We start from the raw sequence: 16,602 nt of genomic DNA, 5'->3' as shown, positions 1-16,602 counted from the left end.
CGACATCTTGTGCGATCACCTCCCAATTATGCCGCACCGGCGACGCCTTTTGCTTGACCATCGACATAAGCCCCGCTTAGCATCCCGCAATATGAGGGATATAAGCCTGAAACCATCCGATAGCCCCAGAGTGGGCATCATCGGGACAGGTTTCATGGGGCGGGTACATGCCCGCGCCGCCCGGCTCGCCGGTGCGACCATCGCCGGAGTGGCCGGATCGCGACCTGAGAAGGCGCGGCAGGCAGGTCTCGGCTCGGCGAAAATATTCGCCTCCGCCGACCAGCTCATCGAGTCCGGCGAGATCGATCTGGTGCACATCTGCACCCCCAACCACCTCCACGCCCCGTTCGCCCTCAAGGCCCTGTCCGCCGGACTGGCCGTGATCTGCGAGAAGCCGCTCGCCACGGACGCGACGACCGCCACGCTGATGGCGGGGCGGGCGGCCGAAGCGGGACTGGTCGCGACGGTGCCCTTCGTGTACCGCTTCCACGCCATGGTCAGGGAGGCCCGGCAGCGGATCGCCCGCGGCGACGTCGGCCGGATCAGCCTGATCCAGGGCAGCTACCTGCAGGACTGGCTGCTCCGCCCGGACGACGACAACTGGCGGGTGGACCCCGAACTGGGCGGTCCGAGCCGGACGTTCGCCGACATCGGCTCCCACTGGTGCGATCTGGCGGAGTTCGTCACCTCCGACCGCATCGTCAGCGTCTGCGCGCAGACCGCCGTCGTCCAGCCGATGCGTGCGAGCACTTCCCCCGTGGTGACGGAGGACGTGGCCACCGTCCAGTTCCGCACCGCTTCCGGGGCCATCGGCACGCTCGCCACCAGCCAGGTCTCCCCCGGCCGGAAGAACCGGCTGTTCCTCGAGATCTCCGGCACCGAGGCGAGCCTCGCCTTCGACCAGGAACAGCCGGAACTGCTCTGGATGGGAGACCGCACCGGGTCGCGGGCCCTCGTGCGGGACCCGGAAACCCTCACCGAGGCCGCCCGGGCCTACTCCCCGCTCCCCGCCGGGCACGCCCAGGGATACCACGACTGCTTCGACGCCTTCGTCGCCGACACCTACGCCGCGCTCCGCGGGGAACATCGCGACGGATTGCCGGCGTTCGCGGACGGCGCACGCGCCGCGACGATCTGCGAGGCCGTCCTCGCCTCGGCACAGGCAGGGAGATGGACCGAGTGCTGAGCATGCGCGGCATCGGCAAGAGCTTCCTGGGCGTGCGGGTGTTGTCCGGAGTCGACCTGGACGTGGCGGCCGGCGAGGTGCACGCCGTCGTCGGCGAGAACGGCGCCGGCAAATCCACTCTGATGAAGATCATCTGTGGGGTGTACGCGCCGGACGAGGGCACGATCGAGATCGACGGGCGGCCGGTCTCCTTCGGCCACCCGCTCGACGCGCAGCGCTCCGGCATCGCGATCATCTACCAGGAGTTCAACCTGCTTCCCGAGCGCAGCGTCGCCGAGAACGTCTTCCTGGGGCGCGAGCCGGTCAGGCGGGGCATGGTCGACCGGGCCGCCATGGAGGAGGCGACCGGGCGGCTTCTCGACGAGCTCGGCGAGCACTCCTTCGGCCCTCGCGACGCCATCAAGCGCTTGTCGATCGCGCAGCAGCAGGTCGTCGAGATCGTCAAGGCGTTGTCGGTGAACGCCCGGCTCGTCGTCATGGACGAGCCCAGCGCGGCGCTCGCCGAGCACGAGGTCGAGCTGCTCTACCAGCTGATCAGGCGACTGCGGGAGCGCGGCGTCGCCGTCGTGTACATCTCCCACCGGTTACGCGAGGTGTTCGACCTCGCCGACCGGGTCACCGTGCTCAAGGACGGCTCGCGCGTCACCACGTGCCCGATCGGCGAGGTGTCCTCCGACGAGCTGATCCGCCTGATGGTCGGCCGCGACCTCGGCACCTACTTCCCGCCCCGCTCGCCGGGCGCCGGTGACGTACGCCTCAGCCTGCGCGGAGCGGGCAACCACAAGCTCCGCGACATCGATCTGGAGCTGCGTGCCGGAGAGATCGTCGGCATCGCGGGCCTGCAGGGATCCGGCAGATCGGAACTCGCCAAAGCGATCTTCGGCGCGGAGCCGTTCACCAGCGGCGAGATGACCCCGTCGCGCCCTCGCTCGGTCAGGGAAGGCGTGGCCATGGGCATCGGGCTGGTCACCGAGGACCGCAAGGCCGAAGGGCTCGTCCTGCGCCAGTCGGTACGCGACAACGCCCTGCTCGTCGCCCGCGCGGTGGGCGCCAAGAACCGGACGGGCGTCCGCGACCTGCTCGAACGCGTACGGCTCGCGCCCCCACGCCAGGAACAGGAGGTCCGTTACCTCTCCGGCGGCAACCAGCAGAAGGTCGTGCTCGCAAAATGGATGACGATGGCGCCGCGCGTGCTGCTGTTCGACGAGCCGACCCGGGGCGTCGACGTCGGGGCCAAGGCCGCGATCCACGACCTCATGCGCGAACTGGCGAATGACGGCATGGCCATCATGATGATCTCTTCCGAGCTGCCCGAGCTCATCGGCATGAGCGATCGCATCGTCGTCCTGAGGGACGGCCGGATCGCGGGCACGTTGCCGGCGGGCCCCTCCGAGGAGGCCATCATGCGCCTGGCCGCCGGAGAGGTGGTGTCATGAACAGCGCCATGAACGGCGTGCCGGTGACGGCGCGGCTGCGTGAGCCCACGCAGGTGGTGTTCCTCGCGCTGCTCGGCCTGATCGCGGTCGGCTGGGTCCTCGTCGCACTCGACGGCGGTCAGTTCCTGACCATGGAGAGCGTGGTCGGGATCCAGCAGCGCTCGGCGGCCCTCGGCATCGTGGCGGTCGGGCAGACGCTGGCGATCCTGGCCGGGTCGCTCGACCTGTCCGTGGCGTACCTGATCAGCCTGACCTCGCTGGTCGCGGCGGAGATCATGGCGGGCCAGGACGGGAACATCGGGCCGGCGGTCGCCGCGGTGCTGGGCATCAGCGCGCTGGTGGGGCTGGTCAACGGGCTGGTTATCACCAGGCTCCAGGTCCACGCCTTCATCGCCACGCTCGGCGTCGCCCTGATCATCAAGGGCATCGTCGACCACCTGTACGACGGCCCGGCGGGCAAGGTGCCCGAGTCGTTCCAGCTCCTCGGCTACTCCCGGATCGGACCGATCCCGGTCTCCGCCCTGCTCTGGGGAGGCGTGGCCGTCGTGGCCTGGTTCCTGCTGAGCAGGACCCGGCTGGGCTACCGCATCTACGCGGTCGGCGGGAACGAGGAGGTCGCCCGCCTGTCCGGGATCCGCACCGGCCGGGTCATCGTGCTCACCCACGTGCTCTGCTCCGTCTGCGCCGGCATCGCCGGGCTGCTGCTGGCCAGCAGGCTCGGCGCGGGCGCGCCCACGGTGGGCACCGACGGCGGCTACGACCTGGAGTCCATCGCCGCGGTCGTGCTCGGCGGGACCGCCCTGGCCGGCGGCAAGGGCGGGATCGCCGGAACCGTGGGCGGGGTTCTGCTGCTGGCCGTCCTGGACACCATCTTCAACCAGCTCGAGATCAACTCCTTCGTCAAGGACGTGGTCCGCGGCGTGGTCATCGTCATCGCGGTGGCCGTCTACGCCCGGCGCGGAATGAGGCGGTCGGCATGAAGCGGGCACTCCCCATCGTCGCGGTCCTCGTGGTGCTGCTGGCCGCGATCGCGGTCGCCAACCCCTATTTCCTGGAGCCCGCCGGATTCCTGGCGTTCCTGAAGCGGGCCGCGCCGCTGGTGATCCTCGCCGCGGGACAGTATTTCGTCATCGTCTCCGGCGAGTTCGACCTCTCGGTCGGTTCACTCGTGACGGCCGAGGTGGTGATCGCCGCGCGCCTCATCGACGGCGACGAGTCCGCCACCTGGCCGGTCATCGCCCTGCTGGTCGTCATCGGGCTGCTGGTCGGGCTGGTCAACGGCGTGGTCACCACCAAGCTGCGGGTGCCGTCGTTCATCGTGACGCTCGGCATGCTGCTGATCCTCAGCGGAGCGGTGTTCCTGTGGACGGGCGGCGCGCCGCGCGGCGCGCTGTCGGAGGGCTTCCGGGCCTTCGGCCGGGGCGGCCTCGGACCCGTGCCGTGGTCGGTGCTGATCCTCCTCGCCGTGGGCACGGCGGCGATCCTGCTCATGCGCGCCGACTTCGGCAAGACACTCATCGCCACCGGCGACAACGAGCGGGCCGCGGCACTGTCCGGGGTCCGGGTCGACCGGGCCAAGACCTTCGCTTTCATGCTCTCCGGACTGGCCGCGGCCGTCGCGGCGATCCTGCTCGGCGGCTTCGCCGGGGTCTCGGCCCAGGTCGGCCAGGGACTGGAGTTCTCCGCCATCACCGCGGTCGTCCTCGGCGGCGTGGTGCTCGGCGGCGGCCGCGGCTCCGTGCTCGCCGCCATGGCCGGGGCCTTCACGCTGGAGGCGCTGTTCACCCTGCTCAACCTGTACGGAATCTCGGGGGCGCTGGAGTTCACCGTGCAGGGCGTCATCATCATCGCCGCGGTCGCGGCGGGAGCCATCCGACTTCCCCGGAAGTTCACCCCCCGAAAAGGAGACGCACATGCCGCGTCATAAGGCCGCAGTCGCCGTGTTCACCATGCTCGCCCTCGCGAGCTGCACCACCGACAAACCACCGGCAGCCCAGAGCAGCGCGCCCGCCGCGGACGCCAGCCAGAGTGCCGCCCAGACCGGCCAGGGCTCGGGCACGGGCGAGCAGTCCAAGTTCTTCGTGCAGGCCGACTTCGACGCCCAGCTGGCCATGCGCTCCCAGACCGCCCAGGGGCCCACGGACAAGCCGTGGGAGCAGGCCATCGCCCCGCAGATGATCGACACGGCAAAATTCAAGAAGGACGGGCCGTACCACCTGTGCTTCTCCAACGCCGCGGTCAACAACCCGTGGCGACAGGTCGGCTGGAAGACGATGCAGGCCGAGGCCGGCCTGCACAAGGAAATCAAGAAGTTCACCGCGCTGGATGCCGAGGGCAAGGACGACAAGCAGATCTCCGACATCGCCGAGCTGCAGGCCAAGGGCTGTGACGCGCTGATCATCTCACCCAACACCACGGCCACGCTCACCCCGGCCGTGACGGCCGCGTGCGAGAAGGTGCCCGTCATCGTGTTCGACCGGGGCGTGGAAACGGACTGTCCCGTGACGTTCATCAAGCCGATCGGCGGCTACGCCTTCGGCGCCGACGCCGCCGAGTTCCTGGTCGAGAAGGTACCGGCCGGCGGGAAGGTCCTGGCACTGCGCATCCTGCCCGGCGTGGACGTGCTGGAGACCCGGTGGTCGGCGGCGAAGGTGGTGTTCGACAAGAGCAAGGTCCAGGTCGTGGGGGTCGAGTTCACCGACGGTGACGCCGCGAAGACCAAGAGCATCGTCAGTGACTACATCCAGCGGCACGGCAAGATCGACGGCGTCTGGATGGACGCGGGCGCCACGGCGGTGGCGGCGATCGAGGCGTTCGAGGACGCCGGCCTGCCCGTTCCGCCGATCAACGGCGAGGACCAGCAGGACTTCCTGCAGAAGTGGAAGGACGCCAACCTCACCGCCGTCGCGCCGACCTACCCGACCTACCAGTGGCGCACCCCGATCATCGCCGCCCTGAAGATCCTCAAGGGCGAAGAGGTGCCCAAGGCGTGGAACCTGCCGCAGCCGAAGGTCACCAGCGAGAACCTGTCGACCTACCTCAAGCCGAACATGCCGCCGCTGCACTACGCGCTCTGCGGCTGCGAGGACCTGCCCGGGTTCCCGGAGAACTGGGGCGGGAAGAAGAGCTGAACCGCTTCCACGGACCGACGACGCAGAGAGGGCTCTGGGCACATGTTCTCCATCGGAGTGAACACCTGGGTCTGGGTGTCCCCGCTGACCGACGACGATCTCGCACGGCTCGCACCCCGCATCGCGGGGTGGGGCTTCGACGTCATCGAGCTGCCCGTCGAGCAGCCCGGTGACTGGGATCCGGGCAAGGCGGCGGCGGTCCTGGCCGAGCATGGGCTGGGCGCGTCCGTGGTGCTGGTCATGCCGCCGGGGCGGGAGCTCGTGGCCGCCTCCCCGGACGTGATCCGGGACACGCAGGACTATCTGCGGCACTGCGTCGACGTGGCGGTGGCCGTCGGCTCCCCGGTGATCGGGGGGCCGGCGTACGCCTCGGTCGGCCGTACGTGGCGGCTGTCACCGGACGAGCGCCGCAGCGCGTACGCCGAGCTGCGCGAGAACCTGCGGCCCGTCCTGGACCACGCGACCGGCCGCGGGATCAAGCTTGCGGTCGAGCCGCTCAACCGATACGAGACCAGCCTCGTCAACACCGTCGAACAGGCGCTGGACGCGCTGCCCGAGGACTGTCACCTGGCCCTCGACACCTACCACATGAACATCGAGGAGAAGGACCCCGCCCAGGCGGTACGGGTCGCGGCGGGCCGGATCGCGCACGTGCAGGTGTGCGGCACCGATCGCGGCACACCGGGAGCCGACCGCTTCGACTGGCCGGGCTTCACCCGGGCTCTGCACGACGCCGGCTATGACGGGCCGCTCGTCATCGAGTCCTTCACCGCGCACAACCAGACCATCGCCACCGCGGCCTCCATCTGGCGGCCGCTCGCAGAAAGCCAGGATGCGCTGGCCGTGGACGGCCTCGCCTACCTGCGCACCCTCTGACACCCCCTCACTCCGGCACCCCCTGACTCCCCCACCCGCGCACCCCATGACCCGTCACCCGCGCACCCTCTGACGCCCGCCCTCCGAGCGGCGTTCCCTTCACGCCTCGTTGCGAGGTGTCCCCGCACCCCCGGAGATTCGCCATGCGCAGAATTCTCGCTGCCCTCTTACTTCCAGCCTTGCTCCTGACACTGGCGCTGACTCCCGCCCCCGCGGCCGGCGCCACGGCGCAAGCCCAGTTCCGTGCCCTGCTGTTCACCAAGGCCGCCGGATACGTCCACGACTCCATCCCGGCCGGCATCCAGATGATGAACGAACTGGCCGCGGCCAACGACTTCGAAGTGGTGCAGAGCGCCGACTCGTCGGTGTTCAACGACACCGACCTGGCCACGTTCGACGTACTGATCATGTTGCAGAACTCCGGCATGGTCTGGGAGAACGACGCCCAACGGCAGGCGCTGCAGAAGTTCGTCCGGTCGGGCAAGGGCGTCGTGGCCGTCCACAACGCGCTCGACATGGGCATCGAGAACGAGTTCCCCTGGTGGGACGAGCTCGTCAACGGCGGCGCGCACATGCCGGCGCACTCGCCCGGCACCCTGCAGGGACTGGCCAAGGTCGTCGACCGGGTGCACCCGTCCACCAAGAGCCTGCCGGCGCGGTGGCAGCGACCGGAGGAGTGGTACAACTTCGCGCCCAACCCGCGCGGCAACGTACACGTGCTGGTCACCGCCGACGAGACGACCTACAACCCCGGCTCCTCGGCCATGGGGGCGGATCACCCGATCTCCTGGTGCCGCCAGGCCGAAGGCGCTCGCGTCTGGGCCACCGCCATGGGGCACGAGGCCGCCTCCTACTCCGAGCCGGAGTTCCGCGAGCACGTCCTCGGCGGCGTCAAGTGGGCCGGAGGCGTCGAGAAGGGCGACTGCGGCGGAACCGTGTGGAGCAGCTTCGAGAAGGTCACCCTCGACGACAACACCAGCAACCCGATGGAGCTGGACGTCGCCCCCGACGGGCGGGTGTTCTACGTCCAGCGCCAGGGCGAGGTGAAGATCTACAAGCCGGACACCCACATGACCGTCACCGCCGCCACCCTCAACGTCTACACCGGCGGCGAGGACGGCCTGGTCGGCATGGAGCTCGACCCGAACTTCGCGGAGAACAAGTGGATCTACCTGTACTGGTCGCCGGCCGACAGCGCTGAAGACGTCAACCGGCTGTCCCGGTTCACCGTGCAGGGCGACACCATCGACCTGAGCACCGAGAAGAAGATCATCGACATCCCCGCCTATCGCGCCCGCACCTACGCCGAGCCCGGCCACACCGGCGGCGCGGTCGAGTTCGGCCCCGACGGCAGCCTCTACCTGAGCGTCGGCGACGACGTCCCGCCGAACCTGTCCAGTGACTGGCAGGGCTACGCGCCGCTCGACTGGCGGCCCGGCCAGCACATGCTGGACACCGCCCGCACCGCCGGCAACACCAACGACCTGCGCGGCAAGATCCTGCGGATCAAGCCGAAGGCCGACGGCGGCTACGACGTCCCCGAGGGCAACCTGTTCCCGCCGGGGACCGCGAAGACCCGTCCCGAGATCTACGCCATGGGCTTCCGCAACCCCTTCCGGTTCACCGTCGACGCCAAGACCGGTTACCTGCACGTGTCCGACTACGGTCCGGACCGGGGCGGTCCCACGACCGACCGCGGCCCCGAGGGCCTGGTCGAGTACAACGTCATCAAGCAGCCGGGCAACTTCGGCTGGCCGTTCTGCCACGGCGACAACCAGGCGTACGCGCCGTACAACCCGGACACCAAGGAGATCGGCGCCAAGTTCAACTGCGCCGCCCCTGTCAACGAGTCGCCGAACAACACCGGCCTCACCGAGCTGCCGCCGATCCAGAAGCCGGTCATGTGGTACGGCTACGGCGCCTCCCCCACCTTCCCCGAGGTCGGCTCGGGCGGCTCGGCGCCGATGAGCGGTCCCGTCTACCGCTACGACGCGAACAACCCGTCCAAGACCAAATTCCCGCCCTACTTCGACGGGGTGAACTTCTTCTACGAGTGGTCGCGCCACTACGTGAAGGAGATCCATCTCGACGCCGACGACCAGGTCTTCAAGATCAACAGCTTCCTGGGGAACACGCCCTTCCTCAAGCCGATGGACATGACCTTCGGCCCGGACGGCGCGATGTACCTGCTGGAGTGGGGCACCGACTTCGGCGGCGGCAACAACGACTCCGGCCTCTACCGGATCGACTACTCGGCCGGCGCCCGCTCGCCCGTGGCGAAGGCCACCAGCTCGCGGATCGACGGCCTGACCCCGCTGACGGTGGAGTTCGACGCCTCGGGCAGCTACGACCCCGACGGCGACTCCCTCACCTACGCCTGGGACTTCGACGGGGACGGCACCACCGACTCCACCGAGGTCAAGGCCAGTCACGTCTACCAGACCGCGGGCCGGTTCACCGCCCAGCTCAAGGTGACCGACAACACCGGCAAGGAGGGCTTCGCCAACATCGAGATCACCGCGGGCAACAGCCGGCCCACGGTGACCATCGAAACCCCGCTGAACGGCACGCCGATCCAGTTCGGCCAGGAGGTGCCGTACAAGATCAAGGTCACCGACCCCGAGGACGGCGAGATCGACTGCGCCAAGGTGTTCCTGAACCCGACGCTCGGCCATGACGACCACGAGCACGAGACCGTGGAGATCCCCGGGTGCGAGGGCGTCGTCAACACCGGCGACCTCGGCGGCCACCCCGACGGCGCCAACCTGTACTACGTCCTTAACGCCCATTACACCGACGAGTCGCAGGAAATCCCGCTCACCGGGCACGCCAAGGCGATCCTGCAGCCGATGCGCAAGCAGGCCGAGTTCTTCACCTCCCAGTCCGGCGTCCGGGTCATCGACGAGCCCGGCGCGGAGAGCGGCAAGCGCATCGGCGACATCAGCAACAACGACTGGATCGCGTTCACCCCGATGAACCTGCACGCGGTCGCCGCGGTGAACTACCGGCTGTCCAGCCCGAACGGGGGCGGCTCGATCGAGTTGCACGCCGACTCGCCCACCGGCCGGCTGCTGGCGAGCACCGCCGTCCCCAAGACCGGCGGCTGGAACGACTACCAGCAGACCGCGTCGGTCCCGGTGGCGGCGAACGCGACCACCTCGACCCTCTACGTGGTGTTCAAGAACTCCGCAGACAACGCCTTCGACCTGGACGCCGTCCAGTTCGTGAGCGAGCCTCCCGCCGGGGTCGAGCCGGGCATGTACACGATCACAGCCCAGCACAGCGGCAAGAACGTGACCACGCAGAACGCCTCGACGGCCGACGAGGCCAGGCTCGTCCAGATGGGCGCCACCGACGATCCCATCCAGCGGTGGGAGGTGATGCGCGCGCCAAGCGGCTACCAGCTCAAGAACGCCGGCAGCGGCAAGTGCATGGACGTCCAGGACGGCTCGACCACGGGCGGCACCCCGCTGGTCCAGTGGACGTGCCACCCCGACACCGCCGCCGACGCGGTGAACCAGTACTTCAACCTCGTGTCCACCGGCGGCGGAGACGGCCTCTACCAGATCATCTCCGCCAGGAGCGGTCTGTGCGCCGACATCAACGGGGTCTCGCAGGCGGACGGCGCCGCGGTGATCCAGTGGACCTGCTCCAACGCCCTCAACCAGACGTTCCGCCTCACCAAGGTCAGCGGCGAACCCGCCGACCAGACCCCGCCCACGACCACGGCGAAGCAGAACCCGGCCGAGCCGAACGGCAAGGAGGGCTGGTACACCGCCACCCCTGTCGAGATCACCCTCACCGCGGCGGACGAGGAGAACGGCAGCGGCGTGGCCGCCACCGAGTACCGGGTCGACGGCGGAGCGTGGACCGCCTACAGCATGCCGTTCACGGTCAGCGGTGACGGGGCGCACGCCCTCGAGTACCGCTCCAGGGACGGCGCGGGCAACGTCGAGGCGGCCCGCTCGCTCACCGTGCGGATCGACACCACCGCCCCGCAGACCACCGCGTCGTTCGCCCAGCCGAACGAGAGCGGATGGAGCAAGGATTCGGTGCCGGTCGAGCTGGCGGCGCAGGACGCCCACTCCGGCGTCAAGCGCATCGAGTACGCGCTCGACGGCGGTGACTGGACGGCCTACGCCGGGGAGCCCGTGGTGGTGGACGGCGACGGCGAGCACGAGCTGCGCTACCGCACGACCGACACGGCGGGCAACGTCGAGGAGGAGAAGGCCGCGGTGCTGAAGATCGACGCCACCAAGCCCATCCTGCTCGTGTCGGGCGTGGCCGACGGCGAGGTGTACGGCGACTCCCAGGACGTGGTGATCACCTGGGAGGCCGTGGACGCCACCTCGGGCGTCCGCAGCACGACCGGCACCATCGACGGCGCCCCGCACACGTCGGGTTCGGTGCTGCCGCTGTTCACCCAGGCGCTGGCCGTGCACACGGTCGCGGTGACCTCGGCCGACAACGCCGGCAACGCGGTGACCACGTCGGTGCGGTTCGGCGTCACCACCTCGCTGCGGGACATGCAGAACCTGCTCGACCGCTTCCGGGCCACCAGCTGGCTGTCGGCGGGCGCCCACGACAAGCTGACGAGGAAGCTGACCGAAGCCCGCAGGGCGGAGGCGTCCGGCAACGACCGCCGGGCGGTGCGGCTCCTCGGCGAGTTCAAGCAACTCGTCGCGGATGTGAAGCTGGTCCCACGTGCCGACGTGCGCCAGGTGCTCACCCGCGACGCCGACAAGATGATCTCGGTCATCGGCGGCTGACAGCTGGACATCCTCATGGACGGCCGCCGCCCCGCGACGCGCGGGGCGGCGGTCGTCATGGACCGCCTTGTCAGGCGGGACTTCGTGCGGCCTGGCGGGCGGCGCGCCTGATCACGTCCTCGGCATGGGCGCGGGTTTCCCAGCCACGGGTGTCGGTGCTTTTGCCCGGCTCGAGGTCCCTGTAGACGTCGAAGAAGTGACTGATCTCGCCGAGTACGTGGACATCCACGTCCAGCAAATCCTCGATGTGGGCGTAGCGGCTGTCGTTGGCGGGCACGCAGAGAATCTTCGCGTCGGGTCCGTGCTCGTCATGCAACCAGAACACCGCCACCGGACGCGCTCTGATCACGCATCCGGGAAAGGTCGGCACCTCCCCCAGCACCAGCGCATCCAGCGGATCGTCATCCTCGGCCAGCGTCCCGGGCACGAACCCGTAGTCGTAGGGATAGGCGGTGGCGGTGAACAGCAGCCGGTCGAGCTTGATCCGCTGTTTGGCCTGGTCCATCTCGTACTTGTTGCGCGATCCCCGCGGTGTCTCCACGATCACGTCGAAGCGCATCACAACCTCCTGTGCCGCCCCTCCCGGCCGGCCACATCCTCGGCAGCGCTGTGGTATGCCGTCCAGGCAGCGATTCCCGCAGCGAGGAGCGCCGTCAGCAGCTCATCCACCTTGTTCTCGGGTACGTCGGCCAGATCGCTCCAGGCGTCCGCGGGCAGCCGTTGCCGTGCCCATGGCAGGACAACCGACAGGACGATCAAAACGTTGCTCGCCCGGCTGGAACATCGCACACAGGGCAGTCCCCTCATCACGAGGACAGGACCCATTGGCCGGTTCGGCGGAGCCGCCACTCGGTGGTGTCAAGCGGCCTCGGTGGGCTCCACCACCGAGTACTTCCATGATATGCCGCACGCGGCCACCCGTCAGAGTCTCCCCGATGTGGCGGCGGCTGCGGGTACCCTCCGGATCGTCGTCCCGTCCCTCGTAGAGCACCGACAGGCTCATCAAGCGCCACCGCGCCTCGACCGGCCGGACCCGCGCAACCTCGGCCAGCCACCGCGTGGGGGCGTCGCTGACGGTCGCCGGCGCTTCGGCCCCGCCGCCAGCGGATCACCGTAGACTGGCTGCATGCGCGTGACCATGCGAGACGTGGCCAAGCACGCCGGAGTCTCAATCAAGACCGTCTCGCGCGTGGTCAACTTCGAACCGCACACCCGCCCCGAGGTGATTCAGCGGGTGCGGGCCTCCATCGACGAGCTCGGGTGGGTGCCCAACGGCGCTGCACGCGCCCTGCGGACTGGACTGACCGGGATCGTCGGCATCGGGGTGGCAGAACTGCGCAGGCCGTACCTGGCGGGTCTGGTGGAAGCCCTGGTGACGGAGGCGAACCAGCGAGGGATGCAGGTCGCCGTCGAGCCGACCCTGCGCGATCCCGAGCGCGTCCGCCGCATCCTGGAAGCCCGTGGCCGGGCCTTCGACGGGGTGGTCCTCATCGGTCATGACCTGCCGGACGCGGTGGCGGACGGCCTGGGGCAGCGGCCGGTCGTGGTCGTCCAGGGGAAACAGGAGCAGGCCGGGGTGGACCGGGTGGACGACGACGTGGTCGAGGCCGCGATGCTCGTCGGTCGTCACCTGGCGGTCATGGGCAGGACCCGCCCGGCCGTCCTGGGCGCCTACGGTGGGTCCCCGTCGGCGGCGCCCGGTGCCGGCGCAGGAAGGATCGGGGCGGTGCTGAGTGCTGCGCTGGTCACGACCGGGATCGACCCGGAGAAGGTTCCGGTGATGCCCCTCGAACCTCTCGCGGACCGTCGGGCCGGCGCGCGGGCCGCCGCCGAGGTCCTCTCCCGGCATCCGGAGGTCGACGCGCTGCTCTGCGTCAACGACGAGGTCGCGCTGGGCACGCTGGCAACGCTGGCCGCGCGCGGAGTCGACGTGCCCGGAGGGGTCGCGGTCATCGGGTACGGCAACCTCGAGGACGGCTGGTTCTCCACGCCCTCGCTCACCACCATCGACCCGGGCCGGGATCGGCTCGCCCGCACCACGTTCGACCTGCTCGTCGGACGCCTGGACGGGACGGCGCCCGCGCACGCCCGCGCGGTGGTCCTGCCCGTCAAGCTGGTGCGCCGGGAGTCGACGCTCGGGACGGGCGCCGGATGAGGCGGCCCACGCTCGCCGACGTTGCGGCGCGCGCCGGAGTCTCCGCGAAAACGGTCTCCAACGTGCTGCTCGGCCGTCCCAACGTCTCGGCCGTGACCCGCGAGCGAGTGCACTCCGCCGTGGCGGAGCTGCGCTACGTGGTGAACCAGGCGGGCCGGGGGCTCGCATCGGGCCGGACCGGGCGGATCGCCGTCGCCGTACCCAACCTCTACCAGCCCTACTTCGCCGAGATCGCCGAACGCCTGATCCTGGCGCTGTCGGAGAAGAACCTGTCCACGACGTTGCGTATCGCCCACGACCGCGAGGCCGAGCTGGACGCCGCGCTCGGGGTGACGACCCGCGACGTCGACGGCGTGATCATCTGCCCCCATCACTTCACAGGTCACATGATCGAGGACCGGGTGCCGCTGCGCCCCGTGGTCCAGCTGGGCGGCTACCCCACGCCGCTGGTCGACTGCGTCATCATGGGCGAGCGCGAGGGGTTCGAGGCGATCGTCCGGCACCTGCTCGCCTCCGGTCGGCGCCGGATCGCCCTCGTCATGACGGGCCCGAAGGTAGTCCCTCCGGCCGGGCATCGGTTCGCCGGCTATCTCGCGGCGCTGGAGGAATACGGCCTGCCGTTCGACGAGACGCTCCTGACGTTCGGTTCGGACTGGGATCGCCGCATGTCCGGATACGAGGCGATGGTGGGGCTGCTCCGCTCCGGCGTGCGGTTCGACGCCGTCGCCTGCGTCAACGACGCCACCGCCAGCGGCGTGCTGCGCGCGCTGCGCAGCCACGGGATCCGGGTTCCCGAGGACGTCGCGGTCACCGGGTTCGACAACACCGACGAGGGCGAATTCACCATCCCCTCGCTCTCCTCGGTCAGCCCCGGGCAAGCGGAGATGGTGGACGTGGCGATCCGCATGCTCCTCGACCGGATCGAGGGGTTCGACGGGCCCGGCCGCCAGGTTCGCACGGATGTCCGCCTGCTGCTGCGCGACTCGTCCGCCTGACCGTCGCACGGCCGTGGTGCGCTGTGTGACTCCTCCTGCCTGAAGTCCGCCCGACTGCCGCTGATGGCGTTGTTACTCGCGCGTCACGTTTGTCTCATCGTTGACAACGCTGAACTAACGGACTTAACGTCTGCTTCACACTTCGACCCGATGGAGCCATCCTTGGCCAGCCCCACTTCGCCACGCCTTCGCAGCCCCGCTCTCCCCCGTTCCGGAGTAGCTGTGCTGCCTCCCCTCACCGCCAAGCTGAGTCCCCACGGCGTTCTCGGCGCCTGGCAGCAACGCAACGCCGAAGCGACCATTCCGCACTGCATCACTCAGCTCGAGACCAGCGGCGTGCTCGACAACTTCCGGCGCGTCGTCGGCGAGTCCGGAGCCGCCTACCGCGGCTTCGTCTTCGCCGACTCCGACCTCTACAAGGTCATCGAGGCGGTCGCCTGGGAGATCGGGCGCTCAGGAACCGACCGCTGGGACGCCTGGCTCGACGAGGTCATCGGCCTGGTGGGCCGGGTTCAGGACTCCACCGGATACGTCATGACCTGGATCCAGGGCGTACACCCGGAAAAGCGCTTCGCCGAGCTCGAATGGACGCACGAGATGTACGTCCTGGGCCACCTGATCCAGGCGGCGGTCGCGCTCGACCGGGCCGCGGGCCGCGACGACCTGCTGAGGATCGCCCGGCGTTTCACCGACCTGCTGCACCGGCACTTCGGCCCCGGACGTGAGGAGGGCGTCTGCGGGCACCCGGAGATCGAGACCGCCCTGGTGGAGCTCTACCGCCACACCGGCGAGGAGCGCGATCTCACCCTCGCCCAGCGCATGATCGACCTCCGCGGCCTCGGCCTGCTCAAGACGGGCCACTTCGGCGCCCAGTACTTCCAGGACCACCTGCCCGTACGGCAGGCGCGGACCGCCGTCGGCCATGCCGTACGGCAGCTCTATCTCAACGCGGGCGTGACCGACCTCTACTTGGAGACGGGAGAGAAGGAGCTGCTGGAGGTGCAGCGCGCCCAGTGGGAGAACGTGCACCAGCGCAAGATGTACATCACCGGGGCGTACGGCTCGCGCCACCGCGACGAGGCCTTCGGCGACGACTATGAGCTTCCCTCCGACCGCGCCTACGCCGAGACCTGCGCTTCCATCGCGGACCTGCACTGGTCGTGGCGGATGCTGCTGGCGACCGGCGAGTCCCGCTACGCCGACGTCATCGAGCGGGAGATCCACAACGCGATCGCGGCCTCGGTCGATGCGAGCGGGACGCGGTTCTTCTACTCCAACCCGCTCCAACTGCGCCCGGACCGCTACGACGAGGAGAACGCCCCCAGGGAGCGGGCGGCCTGGTACGCCTGCGCGTGCTGCCCGCCGAACGTGGCGCGGCTCGTCGCCCAGTTCGGGGCCTATGTGGCCTCGGAGGGCGAGGACGAGGTGCGGATCCACCAGTACGCCGACGCTGACATCGACCTCCCGGCCCACCTCGGGGAGGGCGTGCTGGAGATGCGCACCGACTACCCGTCGAGCGGGACGGTCGAGTTGAGCGTACGCGGCCGGCTCACGCCCGGGGTACGGCTGGCCCTGCGGATCCCCGACTGGTCGCGCGGCGCTCTTACCCCCGACGAAGACGGCTACCTGCGTGTCGACCCGAGGCCGGGATTCCGGCTGGAGCTGGACGTCAGACCCCGGTGGACCCGAGCTCATCCGCGGGTGGACGCACTGCGGGGCTGCGTCGCCCTCGAACGGGGACCGATCGTCTACTGCGTCGAGCAGAGCAGCCTGCCGGAGGGCGTCGCGATCGACGACCTCGTGATCGACGTGACGGTCCCGCCCGGCCCGGAGCTCACCGTGCACCTCGTCGAAGCACCAGCCGGCCTGTACCAGGCCGCGGAGCGCGTGACCACCTCGACTGCGCTCGCCGTACCCGCAGTGCCCTTCGCCACCTGGGGCAGCACCGGCTCCCGCGCCATGCGCGTCTGGCTGCCCGCCAACGATCTGTAAGGAGACGTCCATGAGAGGACCTCAGCGACGACCTCGACAAATGCCGAACGTCAAGCCCCTGT

12 protein-coding genes are annotated in these 16,602 nt (G+C 69.5%); 10 read left to right on the top strand and 2 right to left on the bottom strand.

What is annotated here, in order from left to right; all coding sequences use genetic code 11:
* Positions 1-91 precede the first annotated feature (91 nt).
* The 7 genes from ACIBX3_RS44335 to ACIBX3_RS44305 all read left to right on the top strand — a co-directional run bounded on the left by ACIBX3_RS44335 (position 92) and on the right by ACIBX3_RS44305 (position 11,398).
* Positions 92-1,186 (top strand): Gfo/Idh/MocA family protein, encoded by a 1,095-nt coding sequence (locus tag ACIBX3_RS44335; RefSeq protein WP_397126636.1) that lies wholly within the window; start codon positions 92-94, stop codon positions 1,184-1,186.
* Positions 1,171-2,622, top strand: coding sequence for a sugar ABC transporter ATP-binding protein (locus ACIBX3_RS44330; RefSeq protein ID WP_397126635.1), 1,452 nt, complete (start codon positions 1,171-1,173; stop codon positions 2,620-2,622). The genes ACIBX3_RS44335 and ACIBX3_RS44330 overlap by 16 nt, the downstream gene beginning before the upstream one ends.
* Positions 2,619-3,602 (top strand): ABC transporter permease, encoded by a 984-nt coding sequence (locus ACIBX3_RS44325; RefSeq protein ID WP_397126634.1) that lies wholly within the window; start codon positions 2,619-2,621, stop codon positions 3,600-3,602. The genes ACIBX3_RS44330 and ACIBX3_RS44325 overlap by 4 nt, the downstream gene beginning before the upstream one ends.
* Positions 3,599-4,549 (top strand): ABC transporter permease, encoded by a 951-nt coding sequence (locus tag ACIBX3_RS44320; RefSeq protein WP_397126633.1) that lies wholly within the window; start codon positions 3,599-3,601, stop codon positions 4,547-4,549. The genes ACIBX3_RS44325 and ACIBX3_RS44320 overlap by 4 nt, the downstream gene beginning before the upstream one ends.
* On the top strand, positions 4,536-5,753 hold the full coding sequence (locus ACIBX3_RS44315) for an ABC transporter substrate-binding protein (protein ID WP_397126631.1): 1,218 nt from the start codon (positions 4,536-4,538) through the stop codon (positions 5,751-5,753). The genes ACIBX3_RS44320 and ACIBX3_RS44315 overlap by 14 nt, the downstream gene beginning before the upstream one ends.
* A gap of 42 nt (positions 5,754-5,795) precedes the next feature.
* Complete coding sequence (locus ACIBX3_RS44310; protein ID WP_397126630.1) at positions 5,796-6,629, top strand: sugar phosphate isomerase/epimerase family protein; 834 nt, start codon at positions 5,796-5,798, stop codon at positions 6,627-6,629.
* Positions 6,630-6,808: 179 nt separating this feature from the next.
* Positions 6,809-11,398 (top strand): ThuA domain-containing protein, encoded by a 4,590-nt coding sequence (locus ACIBX3_RS44305; protein WP_397126629.1) that lies wholly within the window; start codon positions 6,809-6,811, stop codon positions 11,396-11,398.
* Positions 11,399-11,468: 70 nt separating this feature from the next.
* Here ACIBX3_RS44305 and ACIBX3_RS44300 read toward each other — a convergent pair whose 3' ends face one another.
* Positions 11,469-11,957, bottom strand: a complete 489-nt coding sequence (locus ACIBX3_RS44300) for an inorganic diphosphatase (RefSeq protein WP_397126628.1) — start codon at positions 11,955-11,957, stop codon at positions 11,469-11,471.
* A 102-nt stretch (positions 11,958-12,059) separates the two neighbouring features.
* Positions 12,060-12,449 carry a hypothetical protein gene (locus tag ACIBX3_RS44295; protein ID WP_397126709.1) on the bottom strand — a complete coding sequence of 130 codons (390 nt, stop codon included), beginning with the start codon at positions 12,447-12,449 and terminating at the stop codon, positions 12,060-12,062.
* 75 nt (positions 12,450-12,524) lie between these two features.
* Between ACIBX3_RS44295 and ACIBX3_RS44290 the strand changes: the two genes are divergently transcribed.
* The 3 genes from ACIBX3_RS44290 (at position 12,525) to ACIBX3_RS44280 (ending at position 16,540) form a co-directional block, all read left to right on the top strand.
* A complete protein-coding gene (locus ACIBX3_RS44290; RefSeq protein ID WP_397126627.1) occupies positions 12,525-13,553 on the top strand; it encodes a LacI family DNA-binding transcriptional regulator in 1,029 nt (342 codons plus the stop codon).
* On the top strand, positions 13,550-14,548 hold the full coding sequence (locus ACIBX3_RS44285; RefSeq protein ID WP_397126626.1) for a LacI family DNA-binding transcriptional regulator: 999 nt from the start codon (positions 13,550-13,552) through the stop codon (positions 14,546-14,548). The genes ACIBX3_RS44290 and ACIBX3_RS44285 overlap by 4 nt, the downstream gene beginning before the upstream one ends.
* A 222-nt stretch (positions 14,549-14,770) precedes the next feature.
* Complete coding sequence (locus ACIBX3_RS44280; RefSeq protein WP_397126625.1) at positions 14,771-16,540, top strand: glycoside hydrolase family 127 protein; 1,770 nt, start codon at positions 14,771-14,773, stop codon at positions 16,538-16,540.
* Positions 16,541-16,602: the final 62 nt, after the last annotated feature.

It is taken from the genome of Nonomuraea sp. NPDC049480, from assembly GCF_044465905.1.
Classification (GTDB): Bacteria; Actinomycetota; Actinomycetes; order Streptosporangiales; family Streptosporangiaceae; genus Nonomuraea.
This window is presented reverse-complemented; position numbering and strand designations above follow the sequence as displayed.

Excerpts from the sequence above, each read along its gene's own strand:
- ACIBX3_RS44335 (WP_397126636.1), top strand. The coding sequence starts at position 92 with ATGAGGGATATAAGCCTGAAACCATCCGATAGCCCCAGAGTGGGCATC.
- ACIBX3_RS44330 (WP_397126635.1), top strand. The coding sequence starts at position 1,171 with ATGGACCGAGTGCTGAGCATGCGCGGCATCGGCAAGAGCTTCCTGGGC.
- ACIBX3_RS44325 (WP_397126634.1), top strand. The coding sequence starts at position 2,619 with ATGAACAGCGCCATGAACGGCGTGCCGGTGACGGCGCGGCTGCGTGAG.
- ACIBX3_RS44320 (WP_397126633.1), top strand. The coding sequence starts at position 3,599 with ATGAAGCGGGCACTCCCCATCGTCGCGGTCCTCGTGGTGCTGCTGGCC.
- ACIBX3_RS44315 (WP_397126631.1), top strand. The coding sequence starts at position 4,536 with ATGCCGCGTCATAAGGCCGCAGTCGCCGTGTTCACCATGCTCGCCCTC.
- ACIBX3_RS44310 (WP_397126630.1), top strand. The coding sequence starts at position 5,796 with ATGTTCTCCATCGGAGTGAACACCTGGGTCTGGGTGTCCCCGCTGACC.
- ACIBX3_RS44300 (WP_397126628.1), bottom strand. The coding sequence starts at position 11,957 with ATGCGCTTCGACGTGATCGTGGAGACACCGCGGGGATCGCGCAACAAG.
- ACIBX3_RS44290 (WP_397126627.1), top strand. The coding sequence starts at position 12,525 with ATGCGCGTGACCATGCGAGACGTGGCCAAGCACGCCGGAGTCTCAATC.
- ACIBX3_RS44285 (WP_397126626.1), top strand. The coding sequence starts at position 13,550 with ATGAGGCGGCCCACGCTCGCCGACGTTGCGGCGCGCGCCGGAGTCTCC.